Annotated in this window: 16 protein-coding genes and 1 pseudogene; 2 read left to right on the top strand and 15 right to left on the bottom strand. The window is 66.9% G+C overall.

Going from position 1 to position 17,555, the window contains the following annotated elements; translation table 11 throughout:
• Positions 1-48 precede the first annotated feature (48 nt).
• The 10 genes from D3H54_RS23900 to D3H54_RS23855 form a co-directional block, all read right to left on the bottom strand.
• Complete coding sequence (locus D3H54_RS23900) at positions 49-1,413, bottom strand: aldehyde dehydrogenase family protein (RefSeq protein WP_149381778.1); 1,365 nt, start codon at positions 1,411-1,413, stop codon at positions 49-51.
• Positions 1,414-1,415: 2 nt separating this feature from the next.
• Positions 1,416-2,507, bottom strand: a complete 1,092-nt coding sequence (locus tag D3H54_RS23895) for an acyl-CoA synthetase family protein (RefSeq protein ID WP_149381774.1) — start codon at positions 2,505-2,507, stop codon at positions 1,416-1,418.
• A gap of 90 nt (positions 2,508-2,597) precedes the next feature.
• Positions 2,598-3,671, bottom strand: coding sequence for a poly-gamma-glutamate hydrolase family protein (locus D3H54_RS23890; RefSeq protein WP_149381772.1), 1,074 nt, complete (start codon positions 3,669-3,671; stop codon positions 2,598-2,600).
• Positions 3,672-3,680: 9 nt separating this feature from the next.
• Positions 3,681-4,904, bottom strand: a complete 1,224-nt coding sequence (locus tag D3H54_RS23885; protein ID WP_149381770.1) for an Nramp family divalent metal transporter — start codon at positions 4,902-4,904, stop codon at positions 3,681-3,683.
• Positions 4,905-4,958: 54 nt separating this feature from the next.
• The gene (locus tag D3H54_RS23880) at positions 4,959-5,201 is read right to left on the bottom strand and encodes a hypothetical protein (protein WP_149381768.1); all 243 of its coding nucleotides are present in this window, start codon (positions 5,199-5,201) and stop codon (positions 4,959-4,961) included.
• A 30-nt stretch (positions 5,202-5,231) separates the two neighbouring features.
• Positions 5,232-5,558 carry a hypothetical protein gene (locus D3H54_RS31535; RefSeq protein ID WP_210419584.1) on the bottom strand — a complete coding sequence of 109 codons (327 nt, stop codon included), beginning with the start codon at positions 5,556-5,558 and terminating at the stop codon, positions 5,232-5,234.
• Positions 5,559-5,586: 28 nt separating this feature from the next.
• The gene (locus D3H54_RS23870; RefSeq protein ID WP_149381766.1) at positions 5,587-6,660 is read right to left on the bottom strand and encodes an NAD(P)H-dependent amine dehydrogenase family protein; all 1,074 of its coding nucleotides are present in this window, start codon (positions 6,658-6,660) and stop codon (positions 5,587-5,589) included.
• An 8-nt stretch (positions 6,661-6,668) separates the two neighbouring features.
• Positions 6,669-7,460: an SDR family oxidoreductase gene (locus D3H54_RS23865; protein ID WP_149381764.1), complete on the bottom strand. Its 792-nt coding sequence runs from the start codon at positions 7,458-7,460 to the stop codon at positions 6,669-6,671.
• Between the two features lie 138 nt (positions 7,461-7,598).
• Positions 7,599-8,504 carry a non-homologous end joining protein Ku gene (ku, locus tag D3H54_RS23860; protein WP_149381762.1) on the bottom strand — a complete coding sequence of 302 codons (906 nt, stop codon included), beginning with the start codon at positions 8,502-8,504 and terminating at the stop codon, positions 7,599-7,601.
• Positions 8,505-8,540: 36 nt separating this feature from the next.
• The gene (locus D3H54_RS23855; protein ID WP_149383711.1) at positions 8,541-8,759 is read right to left on the bottom strand and encodes a hypothetical protein; all 219 of its coding nucleotides are present in this window, start codon (positions 8,757-8,759) and stop codon (positions 8,541-8,543) included.
• 41 nt (positions 8,760-8,800) lie between these two features.
• On the opposite strand from D3H54_RS23855, the gene D3H54_RS23850 reads away from it, so the two are divergent.
• On the top strand, positions 8,801-11,092 hold the full coding sequence (locus tag D3H54_RS23850) for an ATP-dependent DNA ligase (RefSeq protein ID WP_149381759.1): 2,292 nt from the start codon (positions 8,801-8,803) through the stop codon (positions 11,090-11,092).
• On the opposite strand, the gene D3H54_RS23845 is transcribed toward D3H54_RS23850, so the two are convergent.
• Complete coding sequence (locus D3H54_RS23845; protein ID WP_149381757.1) at positions 11,089-12,447, bottom strand: HNH endonuclease signature motif containing protein; 1,359 nt, start codon at positions 12,445-12,447, stop codon at positions 11,089-11,091. The genes D3H54_RS23850 and D3H54_RS23845 overlap by 4 nt on opposite strands.
• Positions 12,448-12,737: 290 nt before the next feature.
• On the opposite strand from D3H54_RS23845, the gene D3H54_RS23840 reads away from it, so the two are divergent.
• Positions 12,738-13,955 carry an IS110 family RNA-guided transposase gene (locus D3H54_RS23840; protein ID WP_149378412.1) on the top strand — a complete coding sequence of 406 codons (1,218 nt, stop codon included), beginning with the start codon at positions 12,738-12,740 and terminating at the stop codon, positions 13,953-13,955.
• A gap of 73 nt (positions 13,956-14,028) precedes the next feature.
• Here the strand turns inward: D3H54_RS23840 and rnhA are convergent, their stop codons facing one another.
• From rnhA to D3H54_RS23820, 4 genes and pseudogenes are all read right to left on the bottom strand, one after another.
• A complete protein-coding gene (gene rnhA / locus D3H54_RS23835; protein ID WP_149381755.1) occupies positions 14,029-14,502 on the bottom strand; it encodes a ribonuclease HI in 474 nt (157 codons plus the stop codon).
• The gene (locus tag D3H54_RS23830) at positions 14,499-15,125 is read right to left on the bottom strand and encodes a VOC family protein (RefSeq protein ID WP_149381753.1); all 627 of its coding nucleotides are present in this window, start codon (positions 15,123-15,125) and stop codon (positions 14,499-14,501) included. The genes rnhA and D3H54_RS23830 overlap by 4 nt, the downstream gene beginning before the upstream one ends.
• A gap of 4 nt (positions 15,126-15,129) precedes the next feature.
• Positions 15,130-17,004 (bottom strand): annotated as a pseudogene (locus D3H54_RS23825) (propionyl-CoA synthetase); the annotation flags it as partial.
• Between the two features lie 109 nt (positions 17,005-17,113).
• Positions 17,114-17,542 (bottom strand): type II toxin-antitoxin system Rv0910 family toxin, encoded by a 429-nt coding sequence (locus D3H54_RS23820; protein ID WP_149381749.1) that lies wholly within the window; start codon positions 17,540-17,542, stop codon positions 17,114-17,116.
• Positions 17,543-17,555 lie beyond the last annotated feature (13 nt).

Here is a 17,555-nt window from a genome sequence, read left to right as displayed (position 1 = left end):
CGGTATTCGGAGCACCCGAACGCTTGGATGGGTGTGACCCCGCCCAGATCATCCGCGGCTGATGAACCCCTTCGTGCGCATCAGGAAGTCGGCCAGAAAGCCGTCGTGGGGCAGCCCGGTCGCCGTGTAGTAGGTCGGTACCTGGCCGCGGTACACGTTGGCGATCGTGGGCTCGTCGAGCAGTGCGGTCACCAGGCTGTCGTCCTCGGTGAACGCGCCGACCACCAGCGAATTGCGCAACACGGCGATGCCGGCCGCACGCTCCCACGGAGCGATCCACACGCAGGGGAACGGCAGCTCGGTGCCGAGTTTCTCGGGATCAGGGCCGGCGAGCAGATGCACGGCCGGACGCAGGGCCGCCCGGCCGTCACCGAAGGCAGCCACGATCTGGTCGGCGCCGAGCAGCGCGGTGCTGCCCGCCGCCCGCGCGGCGACACGTCTCGCGATGGCCTGGGCACTCGCCAGCGCCTGGGTGGGTAGGACCGCGCGCTCGTCGTCGGCGGGCAGTGCCTCGATGGTGTGCAACCGCTGCGCGATCGCTGCGGCCAATCCCGCCGCGTCACCCTCGACGAGTACGGCGGTGGTGTTGACACAGGCCATGCCGCCGAGCCGGGCGATCGAGTCGACGATGATGTCCAGGTGCTTGCGCCAGTCCTGCTCGGCCGTCAGCACGATCTTGGTGCGGCCCGGACCGTTGACGAAGACCTTCGGGTCGCCGCTGTACTTGGCGACCACGTCGTCGCCGCCGTACACCAGGGCGAGGTCGGCCGAGTTGATGATCTCGTCGGCTCCGGCGTGGTCGGTGGGGAGGTAGGTCACGTCGTCGTCGCGGAATCCCGCGTCCCGCAACACCGTGACGAGCCGGTGCGCGGTGAACGGCTCACGCCGCGACGGCCGGATCGCCACCCGGTACCCCAAGGCGAGCGCCTGCGGCCACAGCCCGTGGACGCCGGGCGCATTGCCGGAGGCGTGCACCCCGAACACCTCACCGCGTCGCGACCAGATCGCACCGGGTTGCCCGGGTGGCACCGCCGCCCAATCCGGAACCGCACCGACGGGCCGGGCCGGGAGCACCGAGTCGAACGCGGCGGCGACGGCCGCGCTCACGTCGATGGCCTGGGCGCGCGTCACGGCGATCGGTAGCCCCGAAACCCGGCTTGCCAGGCGCACATACGATTCGAAGTCCAGCCCGGCGACCGAGCCGACGAATGCCGCGCCGGCCTTGTGCAGCGCGGCCCGTCGTTGATCGACGGGCAGTGGCGTGGTCTTGCGCTGCGCTGCGATGGTCCGCGCGATGTAGAGCGGTGGCGCCAGGCTCAGCTCGGCCACCGGTACCCCGGCGGTGTCGGTAATGATTTCGGTTCTGCGGGAACGGTATTCACCGTTCGATACCAGGCCGGGCAGGTCGATCACGATCAGTACACGCCCTCGATCACGGCCTCGCCGTCGAGGGTGTCGACGGGTGCGACCTCGGCGACCGAGTCGCCGATGTGGCCGTCGGGGCCGGGCAGCCTGATTGCGGTGTCCCGCTCGAGGTTGTTGGGAATGAACATGCCCTTGCTGATGTGGTTCATCACCACCTGGCCGCGTTCGCCGTAGCCGACCGGCTCGCCGGTGTCCGGATCGACCACCCGGAACACGACGTAGGGGCTGCGCGGGTCGAACACGAATCGCTCACCGGCGGTTCTGGTTTGGGCCTGCGACAGGATCATTGTGCTGCCGAACACCATCGCGATCACGGTGGCCGGGAACACGTCACGCAGCACGTCGAGGGTGTCTGGGTCCACATGCGCACCGCTGAGCATGATGAAGCGAACCGTGTCCCCGACCAGCGCAGTGAGGGTGTCGTTACGCGCGATCGCGTCCAGCAGTGGGGGAGTGGTGTGCAGGTTGACGATGTGCTGGCTGCGCAGAACGTATTCGGCTTGTTCGAGAAGGTGGTTCAGGTAGGCCGACATCTCGGCCGCTGCGCCACGGGCGATGAGTTTCTTGACCCAGCGGGGATCGAGATCGACCGTGTGACAGATCGAGCCGAGCCGGGCGGACACCGCTCTGGAGAAGTAACCCACACCGTGCGGGCCGCTGGGCATGAGGCACAGGAAGCCGCCGCCGGGTACGAACCCGGCGGAGGAGAAATCGTCGGTCTGCCAGTCGACCACCTGCGCCACCCAGTCCGGCAGCTGCGCTGTCCGCTTGGGCGCCCCTGTCGTGCCGCCGGATTCGAAGATCAGCGGAACCGGCGCCGGTGTGCCGTAGCCGCGCGGGATCAGGTCGTGCGCCGGGACGTCGCGTAATTCGTTGACCAGATTCGGGAACCGGCGCAGGTCGGCGAAAGTCCGGACGTCGGTGAGCGGATCGAAGTCCAGGCGGCCTGCCGTCCGCAGCCAGTACGGGGAGCCGGTGTCGGTGCCGAAATGCCAGGCCATCGCCGCGCGCAGATAGGCGTCCGGATTCGGCGGTGGGGTCTCGCGGGGCAGGTCCAGCAGCGAGAAGTCGACGTCGGCCACACGGTGGATCCTGGCGCAATGTCGGGTCGATGCGTACCAGACGGGGTCGTCGTTAACCGATTCGACTGCTGGAGTTCGTATTCCGGACGGTTAGAGCGCCCAGGCGTGCGCTGCGGTGACCAGGCCTTGCACCAGTGCCGACGTCACGGGGGACAGGCCATCGGCATTCGGTGGTTGACTGCGCGGGCTGATGCCGCGCACCCGCGTCGGCAATTCCAGCTGCGTGCCACCGCCGCTGACCCGGTTGACCGGGTTGTTCGGATGCAGGCCGCGCAACTCGGCGGGGATCGCGTCGAGGTCGGTGACGATGCGGTAGCCGGGCAGCTCGATGTGGGCGGCCAGGTGGTCGGCCAGTTCTCGGTTGCCGCCACCGGCCAGCAGCTCGGTGCTGCGGCCGATGCGCCCGTACCCGTGCAGGGAGACCGCCACGTCGACGTGATCGAGAAACGCGGCAAGACGGTCTGATTCGGCCCCGAGATAGCGCGCCGACGGCAGGTGATGCGGGTAGTCCTTGGGGTGGCGCAGCAGATACAGCGACGCCCCGGCCGCGTCGGCGGCTCGTTCGGCGATCACGTCGGTCATCTGCTCCAGGCCGCCGCCGTGGATGGCCAGGAACCCGAACCGCGACCGCAGCCGGCTCACCTCGACGACCGACGGATCGGCGAGCAGCTCCGAAAGGGATTGTGGTCCAGTCTTGTTCGATGCCAGCGGCCGCGGCCAGTGTGCGGGGTCCCAGCGGCGCAGAAAGTCGACCCACCGCTGTGGCAGGCCGTGGTGTTGTGCTCCGTCGATGATGCGTTCCAGATAGCCCGGCCGGGGTGGGCCCGGTTCGGTGCGGTGGTCGATGTACACCCAGGCCGGGGCGGGGCCGTCGGCGGTCTGCACGGTCAACCGGTCGCGGCGGTAACGCACCGGGACGCCTTCGGCGCTGTCCAGGGTGGCCAGGTCGTGGTCGGTCAGCCACCACAGCACCCCGTGGACCTCGCTGCCCGCGAAGGGTTCGACGGTCGCGACGCCCCTCTCGTTGATCAGCCAGTCGTGGTCGGCCAGGGTCGCCGGCCGGGGGTCGGCGGCCTCGGGACAGCGCCGGGCCATCTGCTGCACGCAGAGGTTGGACCCGTAGGCGAAGTACGGGTGCCGGGGGAGCCGGGGGGTCGGCGACATCGAGCCGAGTCAGTGCGTGAGGGTCAGATAGATCAGTACCACGTTCAGCAGCGTAATCACCGCGGCGACAGCCCAGCCGAACGCCGTGGTCACCCGGCTGTTCACATCGGCTCCCATCAGCGTGGACTTGCTGGTCAGCCGGATCAGCGGCACCAGCGCGAACGGGATCCCGAACGACAGCACCACCTGGGAGATGACCAGCGCGCGGCTGGGATCGATGCCGACGCCCAGCACCACCAGCGCCGGGATCAGCGTGACGAGCCTGCGCACCAGCAACGGGAACGTCTTACGCAGCAACCCCTGCATGATCATCGCCCCGGCGTAGGCACCGACCGACGTCGACGCCAGGCCCGAGGCCAGCAGTCCGATCGCGAAAAGCAGTGCGACTCCTGGCCCCAGCGCGTCGCGGACAGCGGCGTGTGCACCTTCGATGGAGTCGGTGTCGTCACGGCCCTGCAGGTTGGTCGCCGCGATCAGCAGCATCGACATGTTGACCGCACCCGCGACCAGCATGGCGATGCTGACGTCCCACCGCGTGATCCGCAGCAGCCGGGCCCGCGGGGCGCCCGCCTCGGGGTGGCCGTGCCGGTCGCGGGCGAGGCCGGAATGCAGGTAGACCGCGTGCGGCATCACGGTGGCGCCGAGCATGGCGGTGGCCAGCAGCACGCTTTCCGGGCCGTCGAAGCGGGGCAGCAGGCCGCCCACCACATCCGCGACCGGCGGCGTTCGGACGAAGAGGCTGGACAGGAAGCCGATTGCGATGACCAACAGCAGGCCGGTGATCACCCGCTCGAACACTCGCTGGCCGCGACGGTCCTGCACGGCCAGCAATATCAGCGACACCACGCCGGTGATCACCCCGCCGACCAGGAACGGCAGGCCGAAGAGCAGTCGCAGTGCGATGGCACCGCCGACCACCTCGGCGACGTCGGTGGCGATCGCCACCAGCTCGGCTTGCAGCCAGTACCCGATGCGGGTCGGTGTGCGGGTGTGGTCCCGAACCGCTTCGGGCAAGGTGCGCCCGGTGACCAGACCGAGTTTGGCCGACAGGTATTGGACCAGTCCGGCCATCACGTTGGCCATGACGATCACCCACACCAGCAGAAATCCGAACTGGGCGCCGGCGCTGATGTTGGCCGCGACATTGCCCGGATCGACGTAGGCGATCGCCGCGACGAACGCGGGGCCGAGCAGATACCAGCCCGCAGTGCGGGCCCGCGTCACCTGTGCCAACCGCCGAGCTTTCTATCTGGTCACTCAAACTGAAAAGTTAGGGTAACCGAAAGCTCAGAGGCCGATGAAGATGCCGCCCAGTCCGATGCCGAAGCCGCCGTAGCCCCAGCCGGCCAGCGGATTCTGCAGGGCCGGGTTGGGTGACGTGACGATCGCGGCGTGCCCGGGCGTCTCGCACACCGTCGTGCTCGGGCCGGTATCAGTGCATTGCGCCGGACGGGCCGCCGCCGGGACGGCCAGCACCACGCTCGCGACCGCGATCAGCAGGGGAGCGCCAAGAACGATCTTGGTCTGCATGGTGGCCTCCTTGTATGGCCGTGCGATCTGTTAGCGGCCTCCGCCGCCATGGCCTCCGCCGCCGCCGTTGTTGACCGGGCCGGGGCCGCCGAAGATCAATGCAGGACCGTAGAACTCGTCACCCCAGGGGTAGGCGAAATCCTCCGGAACTTCCGGGGTCGAGTTGAGCTCGACGTTGCCGGGGGTAGCGCACTCTGTGGTCTGGCCACCGATGACGGTGCTGCCGCCGGTGTCCACACAGCTGGGAATCGTCGGGTTGATCAGCGTCGTGTCGGCAACTGCCACCGGCGCGAGCGCACCGGCGGCCGCACCGGCCGCGATGATGATCGGAAACACATAGCGGAGCCTTTGCCGCATCGATATTCCCTTCCTGGCAGTTCCCTACCTAGGGAGCGTACAGCCCTTTGCCAGTGACGAGCGGCAAGTCGATCGTGGTGCGGATGCCCGCCGGTGCGGCCACCACTGCGGGTATGGCGTTGACGAGTCGCATGGCGGTGGCCACCAGTCCGGCGTGGTTGTGGTCGCCGTTCGGCGATCCCAGGCACACGTCCACCGCGTACGACGGTTCGCCGGTGATCTCGATGCGGTAGTTGCCGCCGGGCTGGGCCGGCTGTGGCCACTCCGGGTACAGGTCCTCACGCAGTCGGGTGACGTGTTCGACGACGATCACCGGAGCACCGCCGACCAAGCCGATCACCTCGAAGCGCAGTCCCGCCGCGGTGCCTTTCGCAATGGTGCCTGCGGCGATCTCGATGTCCTCCGGTGCGGGCTCGCGCACGTACATGTCCTCGATGCCGTCGAGTTCGAGTCCGAGCCCGGCGGCGATCTGGCGGATCACCGAACCCCAGGCCAGGCTCAGCACGCCGGGCTGCAGCAGCATCGGGATGTCGTCGAGTGGCTTGCCGAAGCCCATCACGTCGAACATCACGGTGGCGCTGTCGTAGGTGGCGTAGTCGAGGATCTCCATGCACCGGATCTGCTCGATGCTCTGGCAGGTGCCTGCCAGTGCCAGGGGAATTAGGTCGTTGGCGAAGCCGGGATCGATACCGTTCACGAAGAGGCTCGAATTACCTTGCTGGGCAGCATCTTCCAGTGGCTTGATCATCTCCTCGGGGATCACCTCCCAGGGCCACTGCAGGAACACCGGGCCGCTGCCGACGACGTTGACGCCGGCGGCCAGGATGCGGCGGTAGTCCTCGAGCGCCTCGGGCAGCCGGTTGTCGGCCAGCGCGTTGTAGACCACGCATTGCGGCTTGGCGGCCAATATCTCGTCGAGATCGGTGGTGGCGGTGACGCCGGTGGCGTCGGAGAGCCCGGCGAGTTCGGCGGCGTCCTTGCCCGCCTTGGAGTCCGAGGAGACCCAGACCCCGGTGAGCTCGAACTCCGGATTGGCGATCAATCCCTTGAGCGCGTGGATACCGACGTTGCCGGTGCCGACTTGTGCGACGCGGATGGGCATGGTGCTCCTTACAGGTCTGGGATGGGAAGGTCGAGGTTCGGCACGATGAGGCCGCCGTCGACCTCGATGACCTTGCCGGTCAGGTAACTGGCCGCCGGGGAGGCGAGATAGACCGCGGCTGCGGCGATATCGAGCGGATCGCCGAGTCGTTTCATCGGCGTCGCCTTCTCCATCGGGTCGCGCAGCGCGTCGTTCGAGGCGACGATCTCCAGCGCCGACGTCAGGATCGAGCCCGGTGCGATCGCGTTGACCCGGATCTTCGGGGAGAGGTCCAGCGACGTCAGCCGGGTGTAGTGCGCGAGGGCGGCCTTGGCCGTGCTGTAGGCGGCGAACCCGCGCCCGGCCAGCCGGCCCATCGTCGAGGTGATGTTGATGATGTTGCCGCCGCCGGAGTGCTCGATCATCAGCGGCACGGCAGCGAGGGTGAGGGCGTGCGCGGTGAGGACGTTGAACGTGAACGCGTCCTTCATGTCCTTGACGCTCGTGTTCAGCAGTGCGTTGGGCATGGTGCCGCCGACGTTGTTGACGACGATGTCGAGCTTGCCGAACGCCTCGACGGCCTTGCCGGCCAACTCGGCTGTGGTCTCGGGGTGGGCGAGGTCGCCGACGACGATGTGGGCGCGGCGGCCGACGGCCTCGATCTGCTCGGCCACCGACTCCAACTCGGACTGGGTGCGCGAGCCGATGACGACGTCGGCGCCGACTTCGGCGAATGCGACGGCGATCGCCGCGCCCAAGCCGCGGCCCGCGCCGGTGACCACTGCAACTTGACCGTCAAGTCTGAACTTGTCGAGTATCACGTGTCTCTCTTCCCTTGTCGGCGAACACCGTAACAAGACCGCTGCGGTTGATGACGCTCCTTTCGGAACGTAACTGAAACACGTTCTACTTTGGTGCCGAGTTCGAAGAATCGGCAGAAAATTCACATCCTGAACGGGTCAGGACTTCTTGGCGGGCGCCTTCTTGGCGGCTTTCTTGGCCGGTGCTTTCTTGGCGGCCTTCTTGGCAGGTGTCTTCTTCGCGGGCGCTTTGTCCTCGGAGTCTCCCGCCTCGCCGCGCCGGCGTTTGACGCTGGCCTCGAGCTTAGCGAGCAGGTCGGAGACGTCCTCGGTCTCGTCGAGCTCGGCGGGCTGGTCCTCGGTGGTGAACGCCTCGCCACCTTCGAGCTTGGCGGCGACGAGTTCCCGGAGCTGCTCCTGATAGGTGTCGCGGAACTCGTCGGGGCGGAAGTCGTCGGCCATCGACTCGACGACCTGGCCGGCCATCTTCAGCTCAGCGGGTTTGATCTCGACCTCTTTGTCGAGCACCGGGAAGTCGGGATCGCGGATCTCGTCGGGCCACAGCAGCGTATGGATGACCATCACATCGCGCTTGGAGAAGTCCTTGACCCGCAGCGCCGCCAGCCGGGTCTTGCTGCGCAGCGCGAAATGCACGATGGCGACCCGGTCGGTGTCGGCCAGCGTTTTGGCCAGCAGCACATAGGACTTCGACGATTTCCCGTCGGGCTCCAGGAAGTAACTGCGGTCGTACATCAACGGGTCGATCTCACTGGCGGGCACGAACTCCACCACTTCGATCTCGTGGCTGCGTTCCTCCGGCAGCGTGGCGATGTCCTCGTCGGTGATCACCACGGTCTGGCCGTCGTCGGATTCGAAGGCCTTGGCGATGTCGCGGTATTCGACGACCTCACCGCACACTTCGCAGACCCGCTTGTAGCGGATGCGGCCGTTGTCCTTGGCGTGCACCTGATGGAACTTCAGATCGTGGTCTTCGGTGGCGCTGTACACCTTGACAGGGACGTTCACCAGACCGAATGCGATCGAGCCTTTCCAGATGGAACGCATCTGTCCAGTATGCAGGGCCGATCGGAGTTACCGAGGCTAGATGGCGGGTTCGTTCAGCGGCGTGAGCCCGAGCGGGGTGTCGGGGTTGGCGCCGGGGGCGCCATTCATGAGACCTCGTTGTCCGGACGCAATCTGGCAGTTGTTGTTCATCGGCGTCTGGTCGCCGGAGCACACCGGCACCAGGTCCTCGGGATCAGCGCTCGCGGGCGGCGCACTCAGGACCGCAACGAGCATGAGCATCACCGCCGCCAGCATCCTGATCACTGGTCCACGGTAACAGCGGGTACTACCGTGGGATGGTGAATGACGTGTGGCCGCCGGGGGCGACGCGAGGACCGCGCGTCGTGCTCACCAACGCGGACAAGGTGCTCTACCCAGCCACCGGCACGACCAAGGCCGACGTGTTCTCGTATTACACGACGATCGCCGACGTGATGCTGCCCCACATCGCAGGGCGGGCCGTCACCCGGAAGCGCTGGCCCAACGGCGTCGACGAACCCGCATTCTTCGAAAAGCAGCTGGCCAGTTCGGCGCCGGGGTGGCTCGAACGCGCGACGGTGGACCACCGGTCCGGCAAGACCACCTACCCGATCATCGAAACCCCGACGGGGTTGGCGTGGATTGCGCAGCAGGCCTCGCTGGAAGTCCATGTACCGCAGTGGCGATTTACCGCGGACGGAAAGATCGGTCCCGCAACACGTTTGGTGTTCGACCTCGACCCAGGCGAAGGCGTGACCATGCCGCAGCTGGGTGAGGTGGCCAACGCCGTGCGCGAGCTGATGGACGACATCGGGCTGACGGTCTACCCGCTCACCAGCGGTAGCAAGGGAATGCATCTGTATGCCCCGCTTGCCGATCCGGTCAGCAGCAGTGGGGCGGTGGTGGTGGCCCGCCGGGTGGCCGAACAGCTCGAGAAGAGCATGCCCACGCTGGTGACCGCGACGATGACCAAGAGCCTGCGGGCCGGAAAGATCTTCCTGGACTGGAGTCAGAACAACGGCTCCAAGACAACGATCGCGCCGTATTCGCTTCGCGGCCGCGAGACTCCGACGGTGGCCGCCCCGCGCACGTGGGAGGAGATCGGCGATCCCGCGCTGCGGCACCTGGAGTATCACGAGGTGCTGGCACGGGTCGCCGAGCAGGGCGACCTGCTGGCCGGGCTGGACGCCGACGTTCCGCGGGAAGATCGGCTGACTACCTATCGCAGCATGCGGGATTCGGCCAAGACACCCGAGCCGGTGCCGCATGCTTCACCTGCCGTCGGTAATAACAACACGTTCGTCATCCAGGAACACCATGCACGGCGGCTGCACTACGACTTCCGGCTGGAGCACGACGGCGTGCTGGTGTCATGGGCGGTACCGAAGAATCTGCCCGACACCCCGGCGGTCAACCACCTCGCCGTACACACCGAGGATCACCCGCTCGAGTACGGGACATTCGAGGGCGAGATCCCGAAGGGGGAGTACGGCGGCGGCAAGGTGATCATCTGGGATTCCGGGACATATGAGGCCGAGAAGTTCCGGGACTCCGGCGCGGAGAAGGGCGGCGAGGTGATCGTCGATCTGCACGGCCAACGAATCTCCGGTCGCTATGCCCTGATTCAGACCAAGGGCGACCAATGGCTGGCGCACCGGATGAAGGAACAGCCGGCTCCCCGGTTGCAGGACTACTCGCCGATGCTGGCCACGCTGGGGTCGGTGGAGAAGCTGACCGCGGCGCAGTACGCATTCGAGGGCAAGTTCGACGGGTATCGGTTGCTGGTCGAGATCGCCGACGGACAGCTCCGGGCGCAATCGCGCAGCGGGCGCGACCTGACCGCCGACTACCCCCAGTTGCGTGCGCTGGCAGCCGATCTCGCCGATCACGATGTCATCTTGGACGGCGAGGTCGTGGCACTCGACGCTGACGGGGTGCCGAACTTCGGCGAGATGCAGAACCGGGTGCGCGCCACCCGGATCGAATTCTGGGCGTTCGACATTCTGCGGCTCGACGGGCGGTCGCTGCTGAAGGCCAAGTACCGCGACCGCCGCAAGATCCTCGAAACCTTCGCCGAGGGAACGGATCTCATCGTGCCGCCGTTGCTCGACGGTGACGGTCCGGAAGCGCTGGAGTTCTCCCGCAAGAAGAAGTGGGAGGGTGTCGTCGCCAAGAAGTGGGACTCGACGTATCAGCCGGGCCGGCGGTCGGCGGCGTGGATCAAGGACAAGAACTGGAATACGCAGGAAGCTGTGATCGGCGGGTGGCGCGAGGGCAATGGCGGGCGCTCGAGCGGTATCGGTGCGCTGCTGCTGGGCATCCCCGACGACGGTGGGCTGCGATTCATCGGCCGGGTGGGCACCGGGTTCTCCGACAAGGAGCTGACGCGACTCAAGAAGATCCTGGCGCCGCTGCACACCGATGAATCACCCTTCGCGACAGCACTTCCCAGAGTGGATGCCAAGGGCGTGACCTATGTGCGGCCCGAGCTGGTCGGCGAGGTGCGCTTCGGTGAGTGGACCTCCGACGGCCGGTTGCGGCACCCGAGCTGGCGCGGACTGCGGCCCGACAAGGAGCCGGGCGACGTGGAGGTGGAGTCGCCGAGTTAGGCCGCGTCGTTCGCGCCGTCGGGCGGCCGGTCGTCACCCAGCAGTCGCTCGGGATGGTGGTAGTCGTTGGTGCCGCCGCGCAGCATCGGGAGGTCCGGCGGCGGTATCCATTCGGTGCTGCCATCGGATAGTTTCCGGGTGGTCCAGCCGCCGGTTTCGACGAGTTGATTGTCCGGTGGGCAGGCCAGCGTGAGATCGTCGATGTCGGTGTTACCGCCGTTTTTCCAGTCCCTGGCTGCGTGGTGCACCCCGCTGTGATACCCCGGCGCGTCACAACCGGGTCGGGTGCGGCCACGGTCTTTGCCGTGCAACATGATTCGCTGATCCGCGGAGGCTATGCGTTTGGTCCGCCCCAGCCACAGCGCCCGTCCGTCGAGGCCGTCGAACAGTGCGAGGTAGTGGTAGGCGTGCGCACCTAGCCGAATGATCTCGGGGATCGACATGACCACGCCGCTGGCGGTGACCCCGTGCCCGGTTCGGCTCTGGATGTCCTGCAGCGTGGCACTGACAATCACCGTCACCGGCAACCCGTTGTGCTGGCCGAACTTCGGATCACCCAGCGCCCCGCGCACCAACGCTTTCAGGGCATCGTGCTGACGCTGCCCATGGCTACGAACATCCCGCGCGACCACCTCCTCGCTCGGCGTCGTGGTGGGTGTCTCGTCGGCCGGATTGCACATACCGCGGGCGGCGAACTTCGCCATCCAGGCGTCGACCAACGACCGCAACTCAGGATCAGCGACCAGCCGCCCCACACTCATGCCGTCGAGCTGTTGCCCGCCACACCACACGAACCCGCGCTTGCGAGCCCGGTCCTCATCGGAGAACGTGCCATCGGGATTCAGGTGCAACGCCAGCCGATGGGCGACCTTCTCCAGCTGATCCGGGCGCAACGCCGCGGCCTTCTGCGCCAAGGTGCGTTCGGCCTTCTCCCGGTCGATCGGCGCCACATGGTCGGGCAGATCGCGGAAGAACTTCTGGATCACCCGCAGATGCTCACCATCCAACTCACCCGCATGCCAGGCCTTCGACGTCTCAGGCAACACCGGCGGCAGCGGCTCACCCGTCAACGCTCGCCGCGGCGCCAACTGCTCGGCATCCCGGATCCGCCGCTTGGCCTCCCGCGGACTGATCCGCACCACATCAGCCAGCGCGATCGGCACCGGCGGGCACCCCTCGAACTGCTCCAAGGTGGCCACCCCGGACAGCGAGATCGATCTCTGGATGCGCTGAGCGGTTTCCAGCCGCGCCAGGACCGCGAATCGCCGGGGTGGAGCCAGCGTCTCGAGATCGACCTCGGCCAGCGACTCGACCACACTGTCGAGTGCATCCAGCAGTCCGTCGATCGAACTCATGTTCGAATTCTACGACGGCCTACCGACATTGATTCTGTTAAACGGGTTCGGGTGAGATGGTCTTGGCCGTTCGCCGTTGGTGATGACTCGTGGTCCGACTGATGCCCTGTTGGGTTGTCTTCCAATTGATTTGTCTCACCAGCGCCGTGCGGTCAGGCACCGCAAACGAGAGCCCGGCGGGGCGGACATGACTTAATCAGGAGCCTGGACAGTTCCCTCGTCAATGTCTTGTCTGCCCGTCCCGCCGGGTTGTCACCCACCGCCGCAAAACGGAGAGGACACCCACCATCGTGACATCCCCACGCCGCGTCGTCATCGGCGTCGATACCCATCTCGACACCATTCACCTCGCAGCACTGACCGATAGCGGTCAACCCCTCGGCGATGCCGAATTCAGGACCAACCCGACCGGCTACTACGTCGCGATCACCTGGGCCCGAAGCTTCGGGGAGGTGTTCATTGCCGGGGTGGAGGGCACCAGCAGCTACGGCGCCGGGTTCACCCAAGCGTTGCAGGACAACGATATTCACGTCGTCGAAGTCAATCGGCCCGACCGCGGCGCTCGGCGCCGTCACGGCAAGTCCGACCCGTTGGATGCCTACAGTGCCGCCCGCGCGGTGCTATCCGGTCACGGTCTAGCAGTTCCCAAAGACCGCACCACCGGTGCGCTCAAAGCCCTCCTGATCGCCCGCCGTGGCGGCATCAAAGCCCGCAGCGCAGCCATCCAGCAGATCAAAGACCTGCTCGTCACCGCACCGGCTGACCTGCGCGAGCGCTACCGCCGCTACCCGACAACCTTGCGGCTGGTGCAGGCGTTAGCGCGCTGCCGGCCCACCGCCCACCACGACCCGACCACTAACGCGGTCCTCACCGCCTGCAAAGCCCTGGCCCAGCGCATCGAGTTCCTCGAGCGCCAAATCGGCGAGCTGACCACCCAACTCGACACCATGACCCGCGCCCTGAACCCCGCGCTACGCGCCGCCTTCGGGGTAGGTCCCGACACCGCCGCCCAGTTGCTGATCACCGCCGGCGCCAACACCGACCGACTGCGCTCCGAGGCCGCCTTCGCCCGCCTCGCCGGGGTGGCCCCTATCCCGGCCTCCTCCGGCAAAACCACCCGCCACCGGCTCTCCCGCGGCGGAGACCGAGCCGCCAACAACGCCCTGCACCGCATCGCGCTGGTCCGCTGGTCTCACGACGAACACACCCGCACCTACGCCGCCCGCCAACTCGCCGCCGGCAGATCCAAAAAAGACGTCCTGCGCCTACTCAAACGCGCCATCGCCCGCGAGATGTTCAAACACCTCACCGCACCCTGCCCAATCGATGACTACAGCGACCTCAGACCCACCCGACAAGCCCGAAACATCACCCTGACCAGCGCCGCACAACACCTCGGCGTCTGGCCCACCGTCATCTCACGACTCGAACGCGGACTCCAACGCCACGACACCCTGGCCACCACCTACCGCCACTGGCTCAACACCCACCACATTGACGCCGCTTGACTCCTAACACAGATAGGAGCATCAGAAATGAGGGCTCAACCTCAGCTTGGGATGAACCGGATGGTGTGGATAACTAGATCGCGAGCGCCGCCGCAGCGACCGCCTCTTCCAACCCGCGCGTCGCCAACTGATCAGCCAGCTCGTTGTCGGCGACACCGGAATGGCCCTTCACCCAGAACCATTCGACGCGGTGCTGCGCACAGGCGAGCTGCAGCCGCTGCCACAGGTCGACGTTCTTCACCGGCTGCTTCGCCGATGTCATCCAGCCGTTGCGTTCCCAGCCGAGAACCCACTTGGTGATGCCGTTCCGGACATAGGTGCTGTCGGTGTAGAGGTGCACCGATACCGGCCGGGTAAGGGCCTCCAGCGCCATGATCGGCGCGGTCAGCTCCATCCGGTTGTTGCTCGTCGCACCAGGCTCGCCGCCGCACATCTCGCGGACGTGTTCGCGCATGCGCAGCACCGCTCCCCAGCCGCCGGGACCGGGGTTCGGCCGGCAGCCGCCGTCGGTGTGGATGACAACCGTCTCGCTGACCTCCGAGCTCATGCGCCGAGAATAGGCGGCGAGATCATCGCCGTGCGAACCGACATGCCCAGATCGCGATGCTTGAGTGTGGTGATCCGTCGCCCCGGCTGCACGGCATCTTTCACCCGCAGCGCGTGATCTCCGAAGAACGCCGCTGTCGCATCGATGTCGGTGACGACGTACGTGATACCCCACAACGACGACGGGCCGCCCGCGGTCGCGCCGGGGGAGCCGACGACCTCCAGGATCACCGGTCCCAGCCGGAAGAAGATCTGCCGCATCGGCTGGCCGCCGAGCTCGGCGTCGCGTTCTCGGCGTGGCTGCAGCCCGATGGCGGACAGCGACGTGACGGTCCGGGAAAGGTTGGGAGACAACAACACGACGTGATCTATCTCGGTCACGCCGTTGGGATGCGCGGCCGGCTCGGGGGCATCGGTTCGGGACGACGTCGTCGAGATCCCGTCGACGTGACCGTCCACCGGCAGGCCCCGCAGAGACCAACCGACGATGCCGGATCCTCCTCCGACCAGACGCACCCGTACGTCACCGACTCGGGCAACCGAATCGGGATCCACACTGAACCCGGCATCCCGCCACGCGGAGGCGGAGTCACCGACGTGAATCTCGTCGATGGTGACGGTCACCGCCCTACCCCTGCAGGATCGGGCGCAATGTGTCCAGCACGGCCGGGTCTTCGATGGTCGACGGCACCGGCTCGTCCTTACCGTGCGCGATGCCACGCATCGTCTTGCGCAAGATCTTGCCCGATCGCGTCTTCGGCAGCGCCGGAACCACATCGACCAACCGGAAGCACGCCACCGCACCGATCTCCTCGCGGACGGCGGCCACCAACTCCTCGGCCAGTCCCTCGGCCGACGCGCCCGCCTTCAACACCACGAAGCCGCGCGGCACCTGGCCTTTGATCTCATCGGCCACCCCGATCACCGCGCATTCGGCCACCGCGGGATGTCCGGCCAGCACCGCTTCGATCGACCCGGTTGACAATCGATGTCCCGCAACGTTTATCACGTCGTCGATACGGCCCATCACGAACAGGTAGCCGTCGGAGTCGAGGTAGCCGCCGTCGCCGGTCAGGTAATAGCCCGGGTGTTCGCACAGATACGACGCCTCGTACCGTGCGTCGTCACCCCACAACGTCGGCAGCGTTCCCGGCGGAAGCGGCAGGCTGATGCAGATCGCGCCCTCTTCGTTCGGCTCGCACCGGCTACCGTCCACCCGCAGGATCTGCACGTCGTACCCCGGCATCGGTACGGTGGGTGAGCCCGGCTTGAGCGGAAGGTGTTCCACCCCCATGGGATTGGCGGCGATCGCCCAGCCCGTCTCGGTCTGCCACCAGTGATCGACAACGGGCACGCCGAGTTTCGCCGATGCCCAGGCGTAGGTGTCCGGGTCCAGCCGCTCGCCGGCCTGGAACAGATACTTCAGACACGACAGGTCGTAGCGCTCGGCATGCGAGGCCTGCGGATCCTCCTTGCGGATCGCGCGGATCGCGGTCGGCGCGGTGAACAACGCTTTCACTCCGTGCTCGGACACCACACGCCAGAACGCGCCGGGATCCGGTGTGCCGATGGGCTTTCCCTCGTAGAGCACCGTGGTGGCGCCTGCCATCAGGGGGCCGTACACGATGTAGGAGTGGCCCACCACCCACCCGACATCGGAGGCCGCCCAGAACACGTCGCCCGGGTCGATGTCGTAGATGTGCCGCATGCTCCACAGCAGAGCGACGGCGTGACCGCCGTTGTCGCGGACGATGCCCTTGGGCTTGCCCGTCGTGCCGGATGTGTAGAGCACGTACAGCGGATCGGTGGCGGCCACCGGCACAGGATCGGCGGGGACAGCCGCCGCCATCGCGTCAGACCAGTCGATGTCGCGGCCGACGACCAGCTCGCAGGCGTGCTTGTCGCGCTGCACGATCACGCAGGCATCAGGCTTGTGCGACGCCAACTCCAGCGCGTGGTCGAGCATGGGTTTGTACTGCACCACGCGGGTCGGCTCGACCCCGCACGACGCCGAGACGATCGCGACGGGCTGCGCGTCGTCGATGCGGGTGGCCAGCTCGTGCGCGGCGAACCCGCCGAATACCACCGAATGCACCGCACCGAGGCGGGCGCACGCCAGCATCGCGATCACCGCTTCGGGGATCATCGGCATGTACAACACCACGCGGTCGCCCTTGCCGACTCCGAGGCTGCGCAGTACACCCGCGAATCGTGCTGTCTCGTCGAGCAATTCGCGATAGGTGTAGACGCGCTGACTGCCGGTGACCGGAGAGTCGTAGATCAGTGCGGCCTGGTCGCCGCGCTCCTCGATGTGCCGGTCGAGCGCGTTGGCGCACGTGTTCAGCTCGGCGTCGGGGAACCACCGGTAGAACGGCGGGTTGCTGTCGTCGAGAATGCGCTGCGGCGCACGGGTCCACGTGACCGCGTGCGCGGCCTGCGCCCAGAACTCTCCCGCGTCAGCGACGCTGGCGTCGAACAACTGGCGATACCCGCCCATCCCGGCTTCCTCCCGTCGTTGGGTGTAAGCACGGTAGCGCGATCATGTGACGCAGCCGTCACCAATCAGAGGTTTGTCGCCGAACGCACTCGCATCTGCGCCGAGCGGCACGCGATCAGGCCAGCGCGGCCAGATTCGACACCGATTTGCGCACATCGGACTCCAGCACGCGCGCCACCAGACGCCCGACCGCTCCGTTGAGCACCCCGCCGGAGATGTCGGCGATCAGGTGAAAGCACGTGCGCTGATCGACTTCGGCCACGTTCATGGTGATGCAGATCCTGACGGCGGGCCAGCCGGTGCCGCGTAGCTCGATCGTGCGCGGCTCGTCGTATTTGGTCACCCGCCAGTGAATGGTGTTGCGGAACCCCTTCACCTTGATCAGTGACGAGACTTCGGTGCCCTCGTCGATCTGCTCCGGAACCGACCCGCGCCAGCCCGCGAAGATCGTCATCCACTCGTCGAAGCGGTTCAGGTCCGAGGCCAGCTTCCAGGCCTGCTGCGGTGTCACGTCGGAAGGCACGGATACGTCAACAGTCGCCATGTGCGGCCTGTAC

Source organism: Mycobacterium sp. ELW1 (genome assembly GCF_008329905.1).
Taxonomy (GTDB): Bacteria; Actinomycetota; Actinomycetes; order Mycobacteriales; family Mycobacteriaceae; genus Mycobacterium.
This window is presented reverse-complemented; position numbering and strand designations above follow the sequence as displayed.